The sequence below is a fragment of the Crinalium epipsammum PCC 9333 genome, from assembly GCF_000317495.1.
Classification (GTDB): Bacteria; Cyanobacteriota; Cyanobacteriia; order Cyanobacteriales; family PCC-9333; genus Crinalium; species Crinalium epipsammum.
On sequence record NC_019753.1, the window covers coordinates 4,782,877 to 4,801,579 of the forward strand.

Consider the following 18,703-nt stretch of genomic DNA (forward strand, 5'->3'; position numbering starts at 1 on the left):
TTAATTTTATGTAAATTTTTAGTAATGCAGCAGGTATATGAAGAAGCCGCGATCGCACTCGACAGCCCAAGCGGATTACCTCTGAATACTAAATCAACTTGATCAAAAACTTAGATCTATATGTTGATTTCTGCTTGTGGGGTAGGTAAAGTGCGATCGCTATACCTCAATACTACACCTACATATTCCTTGTTTCCGAAATGATTACAAAATAATCACTTAGGGAAATTACATAAAAGAATCAGAACTTTTTACGAAAAGCAGTCTTCTCTACTTGTGTAATTACTTAAGAGAAAACACGGAGATAAAAACAATGAAAAAATTAATGTTAGGCTTAGGAACTGCTTTAGTTGTATTAAGTATGAGCTTACCTGCAATGGCTGCAACTACTTATAAATACCAAGTTAAGGGAGAAAGTGCTTATGCCAACTTTGAGCAATCTGATAGGTGTAATACTACTGGTGTATATGTTTCTGCTGCTGACAGCGTTACTAAAGTTTCTGGTGCGCCAACTCCTCAAAAACAAGCATATCTCTATTATTGGAAACAGAACTTCTGCACAGGTGTTTATTCCGAGGGTTACGGCTCATCTAATGATTTTACATCCACATTAAACAAACAACTTGATTCAGCCAATTTAACTGGTACATTTACCATTACCGATCCTTTTACAGGCACTACAAAAAATACGGATGTAAATATTAATTGGACTGGTACAGGTGATATTTCTCGTGGTAACACCCGCTATCATTATCAAGGGGCTGGTTACTCATCTAAATATAGATCAATTGGTTCTGATAGACAAGCAAATGTGTCGGGTAGCGTAACTGTGGATGGTACAAACATAGTTGCTGGTTTAACTGGATATGGCGGTCTTAACTCTTCAACTTCGGCTTCTCTAGAGATTACCAGACGGTAGGAATTAGGTAACTAATGGGGAAAATTGCTGTGTCACTAAATGAGTGCGATGTCTGCGACTGGCTGCGCTTATGCCATTTTCCCTCTTCCGCTAAAACAAAATACAAAAGCCCATTTATCCCATAAAACTCTAATTACCTATCTGACAAAGTAGCTGTGCATCGAAAGACTTTCAATGCACAGCTATTGATTCATTTTAGTTTTTAATAGTTGAACTAAATTGTTCTATTGTAGGGGATGGACTAAGCTTACGATTACGGGAAAATGTACTAAGTGGTAAAACTCGCAATACTTCCTCAATTGTAGTTGCTCCTGTCGTAATTTTTTCAATAGCTGATATGCGGAAAGAAACAAAATTGATTTCCTTAAGATATCTATTTAACTGAGTCATACTTCCATCATAAATAATCTCTCGCACTGTCTCATCGACATTCAGCAACTCAACAATTGCCTCTCGTCCCCAATAGCCAGAATTAAAACATTTAGGACAACCTTTGCCACGTTTCCAGGTATCTCGATTAGCATATTTGGGATCTAATCCTAATACTCTTAAATCTGCTTCAGTAGGTTTGTAAGGTTCTGCACAATGAAGACAAACTCGGCGTACTAAACGTTGAGCAACAATTCCCAACAAAGCATCACTAATTAAACTTGGATCAGGGCCAATATCTTTTAATCTAGGAATAGCGCCTGGAGCATCGTTAGTGTGTAGAGTAGTTAAAACTAAGTGTCCTGTCAATGCCGCGCGTACTGCTGTTTCTGCTGTTTCTTTGTCGCGAATTTCCCCTAACATAATGATGTCTGGGTCTTGGCGCAGAATCGAGCGTAACCCAGCAGCAAAGGTCATTCCTGCTGCTTCATTTACCTGAGTTTGGGTAATGCGTGGCAATACATACTCTACGGGGTCTTCTACTGTAACGACATTTACTTCTTCTGTTGCTACTTCTTGCAAACTGGTATACAGCGTACTGGTTTTACCAGAACCCGTAGGTCCTGTAATAATAATCATTCCTTGCGGTTGCTGTAACCAACCACTGTAAGTTTGCATTGCTTCGGGAGCAAATCCCAATTTATTCATATCAGTAAACGGGTTTTGGCGAGGCAATAAGCGAATTACTACTTTTTCGCCACCAACACAGGGAAGGGTACTTACCCGCAAATCCATACCCTGTTCCGCCTCTTCAGGGCTATTATATTTCTCGCTAATACGTCCATCTTGTGGTCGCCTACTTTCAGCAATGTCCATTTCAGACATAACTTTCAGGGCAACAATCACCTTACGGCTAATTTCTAGAGGAAGTTTGGTAATATCACGTAATACACCATCTATGCGATAGCGGACTCTTAATCCTTCTGTCATTGGCTCTAAGTGGACATCTGAAGCACGGTTACGCAATGCTGCTGCAATTAGGGTTTTAATGCGAGCAATTTGATCAACAGATTGAGAAAGGAATACTTCTGTAACTTCGCTGATATCTTCTTGTTCTTGCTCACGGCTGATAGAATTGATTGATTGAGAACTGCTTTGCAGTTTGGAATCAATTTTTTGGATGTTTTGCCAGGTACTATAACTTTTTTTACTAACGGGAATAATTTTGATCTCAGTTAAGGTGCGATCGCTCAGTTCCCTAATCAACTCTAATTCAACCGCAGTAGGGCTTCCAAGATAGTAGGAGCCACGCCAAAGCAGTAGAGGAATCAACGGTGGTAAAATATTTTTGTCTGGAAAGTGCTTAAAAAAGCGGTAAGTAACTTCCCTGTCAAGTAGTTTTAAGGCTACATTACCCTGCTCGTCTACCAAAGTTTTTAAGGCTTGTTCGCAAGTAATCTCATGATTTCTTAACTTCCGCCAAGCAGAGGTAATATTCTGTGAGGGAGTTTGCATAAAAAATTTTTAGTTAAAAATCCATACCTGACTTAGATCTACCTTAGCGTAGGGTAGTAGAGTTCATGCGATCGCCACTGTTATAGATTCTCCTTACTTTGCGGTTGATGGCTGCAACAATTACTCAGCAAGCATTACATGATATTACATTTGACAAGTTTAAATTAAGTTAACCCTTCATTTAGGGTAAAAATATCTACATATATATATGAATGCTCTTGTGTTCTCAACTTGTCAGGCTAAATTATTGGTAATTCGCTCTCTACAATTTTTAACAGAGTTAGGAATGTCTTAATTACTGATTGTTATATCAACAAAATCCCTCAATAAATTACAATTCCTCCCCAAATATTCGGGGAGGATTGTGGAGGATTAAAACTAATGAATGCGTGCCAAAAGTATATTTTTAAAAGTAGAGTTATTTTGCTAAATTATGCAGTTGTTTACGGATCTCACTAGGAAGATAACTTAAAGCTTTACCTTGCCATCCTTTTGCTCTTTGATATTCCAGCTTCCCACAGTATGTATCGCCTTGATGAATATGCCATCCCCAGTTAGCAGGAATAACTTCATATCCAGATAAACTCTTAACTAAATAACTGGTGATTTGTTCAAGATCTTTTGGAGTAATCATGGTGTTCTGTAACCTTTTGTTATTGTTTAAAAAAGAATCAAAGCATTTGTTATATAACTTCATATTATTTTTTAACTAACTATCTATCCCCATCCTTAAGGCTTATTTAGTCAGGTCTTTAAGGTAGATATGGTTGCTCAAAAAAATAGTAGTAGCTGAAGGGTTAAGTAGGTGGGCGAAAATAAACGTATAATAGATTTAAGATTGGCGTAGCCGAAGATAGGCTTATAGTAAGGCTTTGAGAGCTTTTTCCGGCTACGCCAATCTTGCGTTTAATTAGGTCTACCTACTTAATTTTAAAATAAGTATTTATTTAGAGTGAGGGATATATTTTTAGTAAGATATAGTAAACCTGGAGTCATAAAACTTTTGGTATAGTATTGAATGTGAGATTAGATACTAATTTCGTTTCCTCCTGAAAGTCAGTGTTATGCCAATAGTTAAATTTAAGGTGTAAAGCCCTAGTATGAGGGGCTGTTGGCTGATGCAAGGCGGAAACTGTTCAAAGAAGGCAGAAGGCGGAGTCGAACACAGATATTTAAATATTTGCGTTTATATTTCTATATTTAATATTTGTGATTTTTTGTTAAAATATGGAATGGCGGGAATTAACCATGATTGTAACAGTAAGTAAAATAGCATTTTTTGGTTTAGCTTTAATTATATTGTCTGGAGCAAAGCCAATATCTGATGTGGATAAATTTCAACCTGAGTATAAAAATAGATTATTTTTAACAGCCAATAATAATAAACAAATGCAGGAAATGCAGGTTGCTTTAGCTGGAAGATTTTACCAGGGACTGGCAGTTATCGGCTTTAGCGATGGTAGTAAATATAAGTTTGGTTATCTTAATCAAAAAGGCAAGATAATCATAAAACCACAATTTAATGGCGCTGGGAAGTTCTCTAGTGGTTTAGCACCTGTAGGAATTGGTAATAAATTTGGATATATCAATCAAACTGGAACTGTAGTTATTAAGCCAGAATTTGATGAAGCTGAAAGTTTTTCTGAAGGTTTAGGGCGAATAGGAATTCGTGCGAGATATGGATATGTTAACAAATTAGGAAAAGTAGTAATTAAGCCACAATTTGAATATGCTAAAATGTTTTCCGAAAATCTAGCTGTTGTGGAGATTAACGGTAAGACGGGCTACATTGACAAAACAGGTAAAGTAGCCATTCAGCCACAGTTTAATGGTGCTGCTAGTTTTTCCGAAGGTTTAGCTGCTGTTGAAGTTAAGGGCAAACTTGGTTTTATAGACAAAACTGGCAAGATAGTTATTAAACCACAATTTGATGAAGTCGCTCATTTTTCGGAAGGACTGGCGGTAGTCAAAATTAAAAACAAGTATGGTTATATTGACAAACTCGGAAATGTAGCTATACCTCTACAGTTTGAACAAGCTGAGATGAAAGAAAATTCATACTATCAAGAACCAGCAGCCTTTAGCTTTTCACAAGGTTTGGCATCAGTAAGAATTGATGGTAAACGCGCTTATATTAATAAAAATGGTTCGGTAGTTATTTCCACTGAATTTACCAGGGCTTCAAACTTTGTTGAGGGAATGGCTGGTATTGAGATAGATGGCAAAATTGGTTACATTGATCTAACAGGAAAATTAGTTATTCCTGCAAAATTTGAATGGGCTGAACCTTTTTCAGAAGGATTAGCTGCTGTTGTGGTTAATAGTGAATGGGGCTATATTAATCGAGCAGGAAAATATGTAATTCGTGCAAATTTCAATAAAAATCCCTAAAATTACTGCTGATATTTGGTTTAAAAAAGGAACTTAAATATTTAAATATCTAAGTTCCTTTTAATTAATCTCTATTTATACTTTTTACATCGTCAAAGATTGAGCATTTGTTTCAATCAACTTCGCCAAATCTTTTAAGAATGCAGCCGCATGAGCGCCATAAATAATGCGGTGATCGCAAGTAATATTTACCTGCATTTGTCGGCGTACTCCCATCAACCCATCTTCTGTTGCTACGACTTGAGGACGTGCCGCACCAATAGCCAGAATGGAACCTTGTCCTGGTGGGAGAATGGCATCAAAACGGTCAACGCCAAACATTCCTAGATTGGATAATGTAAAAGTACCAGAATTATACTCTTGTGGCTGTAACTGCTTGCTGCGGGAACGATCTACTAAATCTTTCCAAGCGCGAGATAAGGAGTAGATATCCATTTGATCCGCATTTTGCAGTACAGGGGTAATTAGCCCACCATCATCCATTGCTACTGCTACGGCAATATTAATAGCACCGTGATACTGGATACCTTGCTCTGTATAGCTGGCATTTACTAAGGGATGTTTTTGTAAAGTCACTGCTACAGCTTTAGCCAGCAGTGCTGTCATGGTGACACCCTTAGATTTAACTTGCTTGTAAAGCTTATCTAGATTATCTGTGGTGATAGTGTAACCAACGCGGTAAGTAGGAACTTGCAAGCTGGCAACCATGTTCCGCACTACGGCGTTTTGTAGTGTGTTTAATGCTACTACTTGACCACCAGTAGCCGCAGGTGCTACTGGTGCTGGTGCGGGTTTAGCTGTGGGTGTAACTGGTGCAGGTGCTACAGGTGGGGTGACAGGAACCATTCCAGGTGTTGCAGTTGTACCTGCGGTTTGTTTACCTGGGTTAGCAGCAGCTTGGACATCTTCTGCAACAATGCGCCCGTGAGGACCACTACCTTGCAAGGTGTTGAGATCAACTTTGAGTTCTTTAGCTAATTTCTTGGCGCGAGGAGAAACAACGGTGCGTCCATTTTGGCGACTACCATTGCCATTTGCTTGAGTAGCTGCTGGGGCAGCCTCAACTACCGCTACTGCTGGTTGTGCTTCGGCTTGTGGGGTAGCAGCACTCGCGGAAGAATTGTTTTGAGAGGCTTGTTGCTTGGCGGTTTCTATTTCTGCTTCCGTTTCTGCAACGAGTGCGATCGCAGCACCCACAGGAGCAGCTTCACCAGCAGCTACAACGATTGTAGCTATATAGCCCTCATAAAAGGACTCAACATCCATATCCGCCTTGTCCGACTCGACCACCACAACGGTTTCGCCTTTTTCCACTTTGTCGCCTGGGGACTTGAGCCAGGAGACAATTTTACCTTCAGTCATGGTGGAACTCAGCGCGGGCATGAAAACTTCATGGATCATGGGGTGGTCTTCCGAATCAATAGTCTAGGACAACATTGACAACATTCAGGTCAAACCAGCATTGTACCTTGGATTGGTCAGCATTAACATCGTTACTAGATAGCTATCAGCTTTCAGCATGGTAAGTAGCTGATTGCTGATAGCAAGCTCGCTAATAGCTTTTATAAATCGCCACGAATTTCTTCAACGATTCCATCACGTAGGAGAATTTCTACTTGCAACTTGTTAATTAAATTGTCTCCCTTTTTAAGGCTGAAAAGCCCATCTATTTGACCTTGGTTAACCTCCTGGTTCATTTCTAGGAACTGCACTTGCTGCAATTGTTGGAGAATTTGATTTTTTTGATCTAGCAGTTCACTTTTTCTTTGATTGACCTGCATTTGAATATTCTCAATTTGTTGGACAACTTGTGGTCCAGGCGGTTGAATACTTTGCTTTTGAATTTCTGCGATCGCCCGTTGTCCTTGAGTTTCTAACTGCTGCAACTGACCGTCAAGTTCATTAATTTGTGCTTGCAGTTGTTGTTGCGCTTCCTCTTTCCAACGAGGAGTAACAACGGCTTTGATCGTAACAGGACGCTTGAGGGTGAAATTTGAATCCATAAATATTTGGTGGAGAAAATTTGCTTTTTTTGTACAAAGCTAGTCGCAAATCAGCATACCTTTGGATCAGCTTTCTATGAAATGCCTCGCAAGTGACGTGGCTTTTTAAGATCGCTGACGGCTTTGTGCTGACTGCCTTTAGCTTTAATTTAGTTGTTAATGATTAGTCATTAGCAACAAACTAATCACTAATCACTAATCACTGCTGTTAAAACATCCCGTTGATCATATCGTGATAGCGTTCCATCACAACCGGACGGCGGATTTTCAAAGTTTGGGTCATCATCCCATTCTCAATTGAGAACGGTTCTAGAATTAACTTGAAAACTGCAATTCGGTCATCAGAGCGATATCCAGGGCGGTTTTGTACCTCTCGGTTTAATTCTTGACGGAATAAATCTTGAATTTGTTTGCTATCAAGGTCAATTTCTTTTAATTGACTCTGGGATGCTTCCAGTTTAGGTAAATTAGGAACATCTGCGGGTAGGCGCAATTGTAAGTTTTGAGAAAATGCCCACTGTTGTAGTGCATCTAAATTTGGGACAATTAAAGCACCTAGAGATTTCTGATCTTGCCCCACTAGCACAATCTGATCGACGTAGGCACTCCGCAAACAAGCATCTTCAATCGGTTGCGGTTCAATATTTTCGCCATTAGTTAAGACAATTGTATCTTTAGCCCGACCAGTCAACACCAAATCATTTTCTTTTGTCACCCAACCTAAGTCGCCACTATCAAACCAACCTTCAGAATCAATAGCTTTAGCTGTTGCTTCAGGGTTTTGATAGTAACCTTGCATTACCTGTGGCCCTTTGATCAATACCAAACCACGTTCACCAGTGGGAAGAGGTTGGCGGGTTTCTGGGTTAACTATTTTTATTTCCGTACCTGGAATTGGTTTTCCAGAAGAACCGCGCAGGTTATGCCAAGGGCGACGGGCATTAGTAACAGGTGATGTTTCTGTTAAGCCGTAGCCTACGAGAATGTTAACTCCAATAATTTCAAAGAAATTTTCTAGGTGTTTGGCTAGGGAACCACCACCACTAATTACCTGTATAATTTCTCCGCCAGTAGCTTCTCGAACTTTGCCGTAAACTAAGCGTTCTCCCAGTGCATGAACAGGCGCTAGAACTGATGCTTGGACTTTAGCACTAATTTTTTCCGTAGCTGAAGGATTGAGATTTTCTAGATCTAAACCTTGCGCTAGACGACGTGCTTTGATGTAGCGTTGACTAATACTAAAGAAAGTATTAATCAGTTTTTGTTTATTAGAAGGTTGTTCGCGGAACTGCTTTTGCGCTCCTTCATAAATAGATTCCCATAATCTGGGAACTGCAATCATATAGTTTGGTTTGAATGTTTTTAAGTCTTGTTTGATGTAACGCAGGTTGGTATAAAGTTGTGTGCAGCCTTGAGAGAGTAAAAAATACTCAGCAGAGCGTTCATAGCTATGCCATGAAGGAAGGATACTAAGAACTTTGGAACCTTGTTGAGGTTTAATTACTGTTCCTAAAGTTGTGACTTGGTGCAAAAGGTTGCCATGAGACAGCATAACGCCCTTGGGTTGACCAGTTGTGCCAGAGGTATAAATAAGGGTTGCTAGGGTGTCTTTTGTTTGCTTAACTGGCTCTAGCTGCACAGATGACCCAACTTCTACCAGTCCAGAGAAATTTAGCATTTTGATGTTGGCTAATTCTTCTGGTTCTTCATCGGAAAGTAGGACAATTAACTTGATGGGAAGATCATTAAGGTAATCGCGTAATTTGTTTAATGTTTTGAGGTCTTCCACGACTAAGGCAGTACTGCCACTATTTGCCATAATAAACCGCAGTTCTTCCTGTTCTGCTTGCCCACTACGGACAGCATCAACTGCACCCGCCGTCATAATGCCTTGGTCGGCAATGAACCAGCGTGGGCTATTATCAGCAAATAGGGAAATGCGATCGCCTGCTTTTATACCTAAGCTTTGTAAACCTGCCGCAAACTGTTGTATAAGCTTGTTTAACTGGCTGTATGTAATTACTACTTCTGGCTTGGTGTGCGGGTCTTTGAGGGCAACGGTTTCACCAAATCTTTGAGCAGCAAGTGACCAAATTTCTGGTAAAGACTGCACTGAAGTATAGTCTACTAAGCGGTTCAGGTTAGAGCGTTCTTGCTCTGTCACTTGGTAAGGATATTGCGTAACTAAGTTGTTCATTTGCACCCTCCTACAGGAGTAAGTAAGTTATTTTTCTACCTTACCCTTGCCTAGTACTCAAATAGTAGAGAGTGAGTGACAAAATTAATGCTGTCTGTATATATGGTTAAAAGTCAGAAGTGAGGAGTAAGGGGTGAGAGGCGGGAGCAAACAAGCTGGAAATTGATAATTGTTAATTGTTAATTGATCAATCAATAGCTTGTTGAGAATTAGAGCCATGCAACCACCAAGCTCTTACTAACTTAATTTCCTCATAACTATAGTTTTCTCCTAAGTGTTCATAAATTATTTTTAGTGACTCAGCACCAACAACTTTGATAGCTTGTAAAATTGCTTCTTGATGCTTACGGGGAACTAATTGATTAACATCTACGGGTAGGTTTAGTTCCATTAATTCAGCGAGATGACTAGCTATAGTAGTACTGCGGAGTTGGCGTTGTTTGGCAATTTCTAAAATATTCAACCCTCGCTGATGTAATTCTAGTGTCATTAACTGAGTATAAGTTGCAGATTTAGGCTGTTCTTCTGGTACTGAAACTAATGCTTTTTGAGTATTTATTGATTGTTGTTGCTCTTGTCGATGTGTTTTAATTTCATCAACAAAACGTTCTCCATACTGAGCAAGTTTATGTGCGCCTACGCCGGAAATTTGGGCAAATTCATCTAAGGTTTGGGGTTGTTGCTGCGCCATCAATTTCAGACTGGAATCAGCAAAGACAACATAAGGTGCAATTGACTGTTCATCTGCTACTTGTTTGCGGAGCGATCGCAATCTATGAAATAAAATCTCGACATCAATCGCTTTGGGATTATACTTAGCTGTGTCAGTTGTATGTTTTTTAGGAACAGCAATATAAACTTCCCTCTGGCGCTTCATCACTTCCCAGCTATGAGCATTGAGTTTTAAAATGCGATAACCGTCAGTAGTTTCGTCAACTAAACCTTGATGTAAGAGCGATCGCCCTAACATCTTCCACTCTTCTACACTTTTATCTTTTCCTATACCATAAGTTGACAACAAATGATGACCATATTGCTCAATCTTTTTCCTTGCAGAGCCACGTAAAACATCAATAATATGAATCATTCCAAAGCGTTCTTGACAACGAGCAACACAAGATAAAAACTTCATCGCCTCAATAGTCCAATCTTCCTCTGGTTTAGGATCACGGCAATTATCACAATTATCACAATTGCCTGCAAATCGCTCTCCAAAATAACTTAATTGAATCTTACGGCGGCAGTCTGTACCTTCTGCATAATCAATCATTTTTTGCAGTTGTTGACGCGCAACTCGCTGCTCTTGAGCATCACTTTTTTGCTCAATTAAATAATTAATAGTTCTTAAGTCGCCAGTACCAAATAATAGTGTACAACGCGCAGGTTCCCCATCTCTACCAGCACGTCCAGATTCTTGATAATAACCTTCTAAATTCCGAGGTAAATCATAATGAATCACAAATCGCACATCTGGTTTATTAATACCCATCCCAAAAGCAATCGTAGCTACCATGACTTGCACATCATCTCGAATAAAACGGGTTTGATTATATGCCCGTTCTTCGTCAGTCATTCCTGCATGATAAGGTAAAGCCGATATACCATCTTTTTGTAGCCTAAAAGCAACTTCATCTACATGACGACGGCTCAGACAATAAACAATCCCGGAGCCTTCATACTGACGAATTAATTTTAATAACTGAAGATATGCTTGTTTTTGTTTAAGTTGTACTTCGTAATAAAGATTCGGGCGGTTAAAACTAGAAATATGAATACTTGGTTGTCTTAAAGCTAACTGTTGAATAATATCTTCACGTACACGATTAGTAGCAGTTGCAGTTAAAGCAAATATTGGTACATCCCGATAGCGTTGGCGTAACTGTTTTAATTGTCTATATTCTGGACGAAAATCATGTCCCCACTGAGAAACGCAGTGTGCTTCATCAATAGCAAAAGCAGAAATACCAACTTGGCGCTGTACCTGTTCTAAAAATAGGGTAAATTTATCTGTTAATAAACGTTCTGGAGCAACGTAGAGAATTTTAATCTTGCCATTTAGAATACCAACTTCACGCGATCGCACATCTGCCCAATCTACAGTGCTATTCAAAAATGTCGCACCAATACCATTATCTAATAAAGCTTCCACCTGATCTTGCATTAACGAAATTAGTGGCGACACCACCACAGTTAAACCAGGTTTAAGCAGAGCGGGTAATTGAAAACACAGAGACTTACCGCCACCTGTGGGCATTAAAATCAGTAAATCGCGCTTTTCCAGAGCTTCTTCTACAATTTGGCGCTGTCCAGGGCGAAAATTATCATACCCAAAGTAGTGTTTAAGTGCCTGTTCTAAAGAGGCAAGTTGGGGCATAGTCACAGAAGTTAATTTGAATCAAACCACAGATACAGACAATGTTGCCACAGATTGATTTTTAATAGTTTGTCTGGACTAAGCAGTTTGCTACCATAAGGGGACTGTAAAGTTTTATAACAAAGTAACTCATGCCGAAAGCAATTTGGAATGGTGCTGTTTTAGCCGAGAGCGATCGCTGTATAGTTGTTGAAGGCAATCAATATTTCCCACCTGATGCCATCAACAAGCAGTATTTCCAAGAAAGTAACACCCACACTAGCTGTCCTTGGAAAGGTCTTGCCAGTTATTACAGCATAGAAGTAGATGGTCAAGTAAATAAAGATGCTGCCTGGTACTATCCCCAAGCTAAAGACAGAGCTAAAAACATCGAAGGTTATATCGCTTTCTGGAAGGGCGTTAAAGTCGAAGCTTAAGTTAGCAAGATTAGGACTTAAGCAATTAAACTCACATCTTGCACCATTGTCAAAACCTGCAACCCTAAGAGCGAATGTAGAGGCGTACCAGAGTACGTCTCTACAAGTGTTTAAGGGTTAGGGCGTGTTTTCAAACCCTTCGATCCCCCCCTGCCCCCCTTAAAAAGGGGGGAGAATTCAATCAAAGTCCTCCTTCTTAAGGGGGGAGAATTCAATCAAAGTCCCCCTTCTTAAGGGGGATTTAGGGGGATCGAGAGCGACAGAAACGGAGCCAATAAAGTTTGAAAACACACCCTAGCACCTTTCATTTTGTGTCGAAGTCTAATAATTTCCTACTTTGGCACAATGGTAATCAACGAAGGTTCGCTTGTACCATTTTGCCACTGGCTAAAATTGACTGTATGACTATTCTTACAACTGAACAAATAGCTGAGTTTCGCGATCAATTAGCAAATTACCCCGATGCTTTTAAGGCACTGCAAGTAATTGCAGACTGTGAAGGAGATATAGAAGATGCCGCGATGGTAATAGCGATTCGAGTTGGACAGCAACCAGATACAGCTAATGCACTGTGGTTAGATAGTTTAGCTAAAAAATGCCGTGCCGTCATTTGCCAGCAAGAATTTAGAAATGACATGGTAAATGGTAATTTTTCCGCTATTGTCGAAGCTCTCATCAACACAAAAATTTGTCATCCACTTTTAGTAACTCCCGTTTTGCTGTATGTATTCCAACAAGGAGTAAACAAATTTTGTCAGTCTCTTGATGAGGTAATTGAGAACAAGAGGGAAAAGTAATTAAGTAGCTGGGCGGAAATCAACGATCTTCATGGAGGCTGTTAATTGTTAATTGTTAATTGTTAATTGTTCAAGCGATATCCGGCGGCAGCTTACTAACTTTCGGGGTGCGGTATTGCTGTAACTGCGTTTGAATTAAATTTTGTAAATCTGCTCGACGTACTTCTGTACCAGATGCCAAATTACCCGATGTCTCAAAAAAACTAAGCTATCAACTGTCTCCATAGCAACTAGCTGGAATAAAATGTGAGTAACCGGAATTTTTCTAGCTATTAGCTTTGGTGTCATCGCCTGAAAATTTTTAGCATCTGTGAGTGTGGGAAAGGCATAAACAACATTTTTCTCAACATCTGGTTGAGCGCGGTTGCTGAGTGTCGTCATTACCCACCCTTGATCCGGTGTTTGGGAAATAAAATATTCTAAATGTCGTAGTTGAGTCGCTAACTGTTTTAGGATAGGTGCGATCGCAGCCATCACTTCAGGCGTGCCATCTTGGGGAGCATTTTTAATCAGGTATTGTATCTGTTTATCTAAATTCATCTTGACAATTGTTTATTGTTGCAGTAATAAAATCAACTTCCTAGGATTAAGTTAGCTAAACTTATTGCTATTTTTTTATTGGCTGCTGAAATCATGCGTACCAGTGTAGACATAGATTCTAACTACTTTATCCACTAATCTCCGGTAATGTTGAGATTGGGTTAATCAGTTAACTTAGATATAGATACCATCAAAAAGTCATAAGTTTAATTTAACTAGCTTGTCTCCTAGCTGAATTTATCTATCAGCGAAGAAAACCTAGTTAAATTAAAGACAGCGTAACAATTATCACTATAGGAAAAATCTATCTGCGCGTGGAGGAAATCTTTCAACTGCTATTTACCGAACTCCAACGAGCAACTCGTGCCACAGCCGAAAACTGTCGCGAAGTAGCGGAGCGCATATCCAACGAAGTCGCCCGCATCTGCAACGAAAGTAAGCGCATTCAAGCTTCTGGAGATGTAGACACCTGGGCAAATAGTTTAGCTCGGCATCGCCTCCAGCAGTGTTTGCACTACTACCAATTGGGGTCGCACCAAGGGCGAGTAGACTTACATAGTACATTAAGTGCTATAATATACCGCTATATTACTCCCCTTGGTAGTCCACAAAATTACCAAGCTCGCTTGGGCTTGATTGAAGATTTTTTACAAGGATTTTATGCTGAAGCCTTAAATGCTTTTCGGCGGGAAGCTCAGTTAGATGCCCGTTATCGTCCCCAGAGTTTATTAGATCTGGCAGAATATATGGCTTTCACCGAGCGTTATGGCAAACGTCGCATTCCCCTACCTGGTAATCGTAGCCAGCAATTGATTATTCTACGCGCCCAAACTTTTTCTTCTTCGCAACCTCCAGAAACATCTGTAGATATGGAACAAGCTGCGGAAGGATCATCTGCGGATGCTGATTCTAATTGGAGTGACGGCGCGATGCAGCAGGTGAGGGAAATTATGGTTGCTAATGAACCCGAACCACTAGAAGCAAGTCTGCGGGATACAGTCATTAAAGAATTAATGGCTTATTTGGAACAACACCAGCAAAATGATTGTGCTGACTATTTCGCTTTGCGTCTGCAAGATCTTTCTACCAATGAAATCGAAGAAATATTAAATATAACCCCTCGCGAGCGAGATTACTTACAGCAACGCTTTAAATATCATTTGATTAGGTTTGCGCTTTCCCATCGCTGGGAACTGGTTCACCAGTGGTTAGAAGCAGATTTAGAAAAGAACTTGGGTTTAACTCCGCAACAATGGCAGAATTTTCAAACAAAAATTAGCGCCGAGCAGTTGAAATTACTACAGCTAAAACAGCAAAGTGTATCTAATGTAGAAATTGCTAGAGCGTTAAATTGCACAGTTAACCAAGTAGAAAAACGCTGGTTTAAGCTACTAGAACAAGCTTGGGAGATTCGCAACCGTTCATTATCCGGATCAGGTGCATCGAAGGATGAATAGTGACATGGATAACTACTCAGAAGACTTATACAGCCGCTTCATGGCTTGGCTGCAACAGGATTCTGTCCCCAGTGCCACCAATACGACAGATGGCAGCGACAAGGGTGCCATTGGCGCGGATTGGGAAATGGATTATTTAGACCCCTTGGAAATGGATGACTTGAATATTGTCACGAGCATTGATGAAGCGACACCAAGTCGTCAAGCAAGTACGGATGGGTTTGATCAAAATGCTACCTCAGCCACCCCGTCCACAGCCAAGTTCATGGTGGGTTTGAAAGGAGAGATACCAACCGTGCAAAATCGTTACCATGCGCTACTCAAGCGCCGCTTACAAACAGAGATCGAAAGTCACCCGCCGCGATTTCCTTGGGAAACGCAAGTTTATGACTATGAAACTGAATCTTATGACAGTGTAGCAAATACCGCAGTTCCCCGACGGCACTGGCTACTACCTCAAATCGAGCGGCTAAATTTGCCTGTTTCTCTACCTGAAACGGCGTTAGCACAATTGCTCGAAGCTTGTACCGTAGCAGTACAATCACCGCTAAAACCAGGAGCGCAGATGGTAAAAGCTGTGGGCAGTTTGTTTCCACAAGCTAAGGCAGATCTAAATGAATTAGCTGGGTTAGTGCTATTATACCCAACGCGATCGCCACAAGCAGAGCAACTGTTTACTAACGATTACGAAACAGCTACAACGACTCAACAGGTGGCTCTATCTTTATTAGCGGCTAAGGAAATTCTTAATGCTTTAACGCTATCAGTTTCACCAAATCAAACAGTAGAAAAGCAATGGCAAACTGAAGAAGGGCAAATCACTATCCAGGTGGAATATAAGTTACATAAGCAGGGTTCTCAGCTAAAAGTTAACAGCCGTTTACCCAGAGGTGGCAGTTTGACACTGCAAGCGGATCAGGCATCCGCAACAGCACAGCGCACTTATTCAGGGAATCTGAGTATAGAAGTATTTGATTTGCAACCCAACAACACTTATCCTTTGGAAATTCGCTTATCTGAGTTAGATCACACATTGATTTTTGCAATCGCCATTAGTGATTAGCTTTTAGCAAACTGGCAATTAGTGGTTAGCTAAGATCTGAACACAGCTTGCAAATGTTAAATTAGGCTGTAGATGGCGATCGCTAACTAAATCAATAGCTATCAGACTTACGCAACATTTTTAGGGTTATTTGACGCTAACTTTTAGTTAGATTTTGCGTGAGTCGTAAGCTAATTGCTAATCACTAAAAGCTAAGAATATGTCTAACCCTTCAGGAACCAGGCAACGCCGACATCTACCCGCTTTTAATCAGTTTTGGCAGAATTTGGAAGAAACGCCCCTTAGCCAGATAGAGAACTCCCTATGGCTGCGTGTATTTGTACAAGCTTTGGTAGCGGTAGGGATTATCGCTACAGATGTGGCGGCGGAAACGCAGACGAGTTTGTGGGCTGTACCTCTAAGTATTGTTGGTGCAACTTGGAGTTGGCATCGCAGGGAGTCTCGCAATATCCCAGTTAAGTTTTTGCTTGCTATTGGAATGCTGTTAGCAACAGCAGATTTTTTTCGTAACTTAATTGGTAATCTGAACGATACAAGGTTAGTGCTGGCACAGTTGTTGATTCAACTGCAAGTTTTGCATAGCTTCGATTTACCCCGTCGTAAAGATTTGGGGTATTCGATGGTAATTGGGTTAATTTTATTAGGGGTTGCGGGTACTGTTAGTGAAACTTTAACTTTTGCGCCTTTATTAATAGCATTTTTAGCGATCGCACTACCAGTTTTAGTGCTAGATTACCGTTCCCGCTTAGGACTTATTAACGATACTAAAAGCAAGTCACCTCTAAAAATACCTGCTTTGGCGGCTAACTTATCTTGGCGACGGTTAAGCATATTTTTCTTAATTATTTTGGCGCTGGGGTTAAGTATTTTTGCTTTGATGCCGAGAGTTCCAGGCTACAAACTGCGGACGTTACCAGTCAGTGCGCCTATCCAGGTTGAAGGCAAGTTAAATGGCAGCGAGATTGTTAATCCAGGTTATGTCAGAGGACGCAGAGGCAGAGGTCAGGCTGGAGGTCAAGGTGTTGGCACTGGTAATGGTTATGACCAAGATAAAACTGAAGGCAAAGGCGAATTAGATTCAACTTTCTACTACGGCTTTGGGAATAAGATTAACCAAAATTTGCGGGGTGAGTTAAAGCAACAAGTAGTGATGCGGGTTCGCTCTCAATCACCTGGTTTTTGGCGAGTGCAAGCATTCGATAAATATACAGGTCAGGGTTGGGAAGTTTCCCGTAGTAAAGATGTACAAAAAATTGAGCGCCCTAGCTGGTCGTATCAATTTATGATACCACTTTTAGGAATATTTAATCGTAGTCAAGAGGTGATTCAAAGTTATACGGTAGTATCTGAATTACCAAATTTAATTCCGGTTTTAGCTAATCCTACGGAAGTTTATTTTCCTACGGAAGAGATATCAATTGATAAGGAAAACGGGTTGCGATCGCCTGTACCTTTAACGGAAGGTACTACTTATAGTGTGATTTCCCAAGTACCATATCGCGATCGCACTGCTTTGGGCAAGGCTTCAACTAAGTACTCTGAAAGAATCACTAATTACTATCTCCAAGTTCCGCCGAAAATTGCGGGTAAGGTACGAAAACATACTGAAGAAATTTTAGCGCGATCGCCTAAACCTCTTACCTCTCCTTACGAGAAAGCACTCTACCTAACTCAGTATGTCAAGCAGCGTTACACTTTGCCGAAAAATCCTTTCGGGTTGCCATTTTTAGAGGATAACGAAGACTTAGTAGAAGCGTTTCTGTTTAAATACAAAGAGGGTTATCCTGACCACTTCTCAACTGTGCTAACTGTGATGTTGCGTTCAATTGGAATTCCAGCGCGGTTGGTGGTAGGTTTTGGAGAAGGACAATTTAATCCGTTTACAGGGTTTCATGTTGTCAGCAATACTGATGCTTTTGCGATGACGGAGGTTTATTTCCCTAGATTTGGTTGGTTTACTTTTGATCCTATCCCTGGACACCCATTAATTCCACCTTCAGTAGAAGAAGACCAAACATTTAGTGTTTTACAACAGTTTTGGAAATGGGTAGCTGGTTGGCTACCATCACCTGTTAGTAGTTTTGTAAGTAGGGCATTTGAGTTTATTGCCCGTTGGATAGTTGGTGCGATCGCTTGGTTTTTTGCCTTATTCTCTAAAGGTTGGGTAGGCTTATTTACAGCTTTAATTACCTCTATTGTTTTGGGATTTCTTGGTTGGTTAGGTTGGGAACAGTTTAAGACGTGGCGTTATCGTCGTTGGTTAAATAAGTTACCAGCAATGGAGAGTATTTATCAGCAAATGTTGAATACTTTAGCTACTCAAGGTTTTCGTAAGCATCCAGCACAAACACCGTTAGAATATGCTCAAGTATCGAGAAGTCATCATCCATCGGTAACTGCTGATGCGATTAATGATATTTCCAACGCTTATGTTAGTTGGCGTTATGGTGGTGAACAACAAAATACTGATTGGTTGCAGCAACGTTTGCGAGAATTAATTAAAAGTATTCAGCCGTCTGTAGTTAACAATCAGCTAATTAGAAGATGGAAGGGTAGAAAGAGCGATCGCACTTTAGCGTAACCCCACTCTTAACCCCTCCTCGTCTACAGGGAGGGGAGTTTTGTTTTCCTTGAGGCTGACACCCGCACATAGTGCAGCTAC

The 18,703-nt window shown here is 40.4% G+C and carries 14 protein-coding genes; 7 read left to right on the plus strand and 7 right to left on the minus strand.

Going from position 1 to position 18,703, the window contains the following annotated elements:
* The first annotated feature begins 313 nt into the window (after positions 1 to 313).
* On the plus strand, positions 314 to 919 hold the full coding sequence (locus CRI9333_RS20785; RefSeq protein ID WP_015205122.1) for a hypothetical protein: 606 nt from the start codon (positions 314 to 316) through the stop codon (positions 917 to 919).
* A 195-nt stretch (positions 920 to 1,114) separates the two neighbouring features.
* Here CRI9333_RS20785 and CRI9333_RS20790 read toward each other — a convergent pair whose 3' ends face one another.
* Both CRI9333_RS20790 and CRI9333_RS20795 read right to left on the minus strand, forming a co-directional pair.
* A complete protein-coding gene (locus CRI9333_RS20790) occupies positions 1,115 to 2,803 on the minus strand; it encodes a GspE/PulE family protein (protein WP_015205123.1) in 1,689 nt (562 codons plus the stop codon).
* A 418-nt stretch (positions 2,804 to 3,221) separates the two neighbouring features.
* Positions 3,222 to 3,437, minus strand: coding sequence for a hypothetical protein (locus tag CRI9333_RS20795; RefSeq protein ID WP_015205124.1), 216 nt, complete (start codon positions 3,435 to 3,437; stop codon positions 3,222 to 3,224).
* A 614-nt stretch (positions 3,438 to 4,051) separates the two neighbouring features.
* On the opposite strand from CRI9333_RS20795, the gene CRI9333_RS20800 reads away from it, so the two are divergent.
* Entirely contained in the window at positions 4,052 to 5,194 is a 1,143-nt protein-coding gene (locus tag CRI9333_RS20800) for a WG repeat-containing protein (protein ID WP_041226876.1), read from the plus strand.
* An 84-nt stretch (positions 5,195 to 5,278) separates the two neighbouring features.
* On the opposite strand, the gene CRI9333_RS20805 is transcribed toward CRI9333_RS20800, so the two are convergent.
* The 4 genes from CRI9333_RS20805 to recQ all read right to left on the minus strand — a co-directional run bounded on the left by CRI9333_RS20805 (position 5,279) and on the right by recQ (position 11,768).
* Complete coding sequence (locus CRI9333_RS20805) at positions 5,279 to 6,595, minus strand: dihydrolipoamide acetyltransferase family protein (protein WP_015205127.1); 1,317 nt, start codon at positions 6,593 to 6,595, stop codon at positions 5,279 to 5,281.
* A gap of 161 nt (positions 6,596 to 6,756) precedes the next feature.
* Positions 6,757 to 7,197 carry a YlqD family protein gene (locus CRI9333_RS20810; RefSeq protein ID WP_015205128.1) on the minus strand — a complete coding sequence of 147 codons (441 nt, stop codon included), beginning with the start codon at positions 7,195 to 7,197 and terminating at the stop codon, positions 6,757 to 6,759.
* A gap of 208 nt (positions 7,198 to 7,405) precedes the next feature.
* A complete protein-coding gene (locus CRI9333_RS20815; RefSeq protein ID WP_015205129.1) occupies positions 7,406 to 9,394 on the minus strand; it encodes an AMP-dependent synthetase/ligase in 1,989 nt (662 codons plus the stop codon).
* 187 nt (positions 9,395 to 9,581) lie between these two features.
* A complete protein-coding gene (recQ, locus tag CRI9333_RS20820) occupies positions 9,582 to 11,768 on the minus strand; it encodes a DNA helicase RecQ (RefSeq protein ID WP_015205130.1) in 2,187 nt (728 codons plus the stop codon).
* Between the two features lie 131 nt (positions 11,769 to 11,899).
* On the opposite strand from recQ, the gene CRI9333_RS20825 reads away from it, so the two are divergent.
* Together CRI9333_RS20825 and CRI9333_RS20830 are read left to right on the plus strand one after the other, a co-directional pair.
* Entirely contained in the window at positions 11,900 to 12,184 is a 285-nt protein-coding gene (locus tag CRI9333_RS20825) for a DUF427 domain-containing protein (RefSeq protein WP_015205131.1), read from the plus strand.
* 401 nt (positions 12,185 to 12,585) lie between these two features.
* Positions 12,586 to 12,981, plus strand: coding sequence for a hypothetical protein (locus CRI9333_RS20830; protein ID WP_041226146.1), 396 nt, complete (start codon positions 12,586 to 12,588; stop codon positions 12,979 to 12,981).
* Between the two features lie 135 nt (positions 12,982 to 13,116).
* Here the strand turns inward: CRI9333_RS20830 and CRI9333_RS20835 are convergent, their stop codons facing one another.
* The gene (locus CRI9333_RS20835) at positions 13,117 to 13,521 is read right to left on the minus strand and encodes a hypothetical protein (protein ID WP_015205133.1); all 405 of its coding nucleotides are present in this window, start codon (positions 13,519 to 13,521) and stop codon (positions 13,117 to 13,119) included.
* A 266-nt stretch (positions 13,522 to 13,787) separates the two neighbouring features.
* On the opposite strand from CRI9333_RS20835, the gene hetZ reads away from it, so the two are divergent.
* The 3 genes from hetZ (at position 13,788) to CRI9333_RS20850 (ending at position 18,622) form a co-directional block, all read left to right on the plus strand.
* Positions 13,788 to 14,978: a heterocyst differentiation protein HetZ gene (hetZ, locus tag CRI9333_RS20840; RefSeq protein ID WP_390370115.1), complete on the plus strand. Its 1,191-nt coding sequence runs from the start codon at positions 13,788 to 13,790 to the stop codon at positions 14,976 to 14,978.
* A gap of 4 nt (positions 14,979 to 14,982) precedes the next feature.
* The gene (locus CRI9333_RS20845; protein WP_015205135.1) at positions 14,983 to 16,041 is read left to right on the plus strand and encodes a hypothetical protein; all 1,059 of its coding nucleotides are present in this window, start codon (positions 14,983 to 14,985) and stop codon (positions 16,039 to 16,041) included.
* Positions 16,042 to 16,240: 199 nt separating this feature from the next.
* Positions 16,241 to 18,622 carry a transglutaminase TgpA family protein gene (locus CRI9333_RS20850; RefSeq protein WP_015205136.1) on the plus strand — a complete coding sequence of 794 codons (2,382 nt, stop codon included), beginning with the start codon at positions 16,241 to 16,243 and terminating at the stop codon, positions 18,620 to 18,622.
* The last annotated feature ends 81 nt before the right edge of the window (positions 18,623 to 18,703 follow it).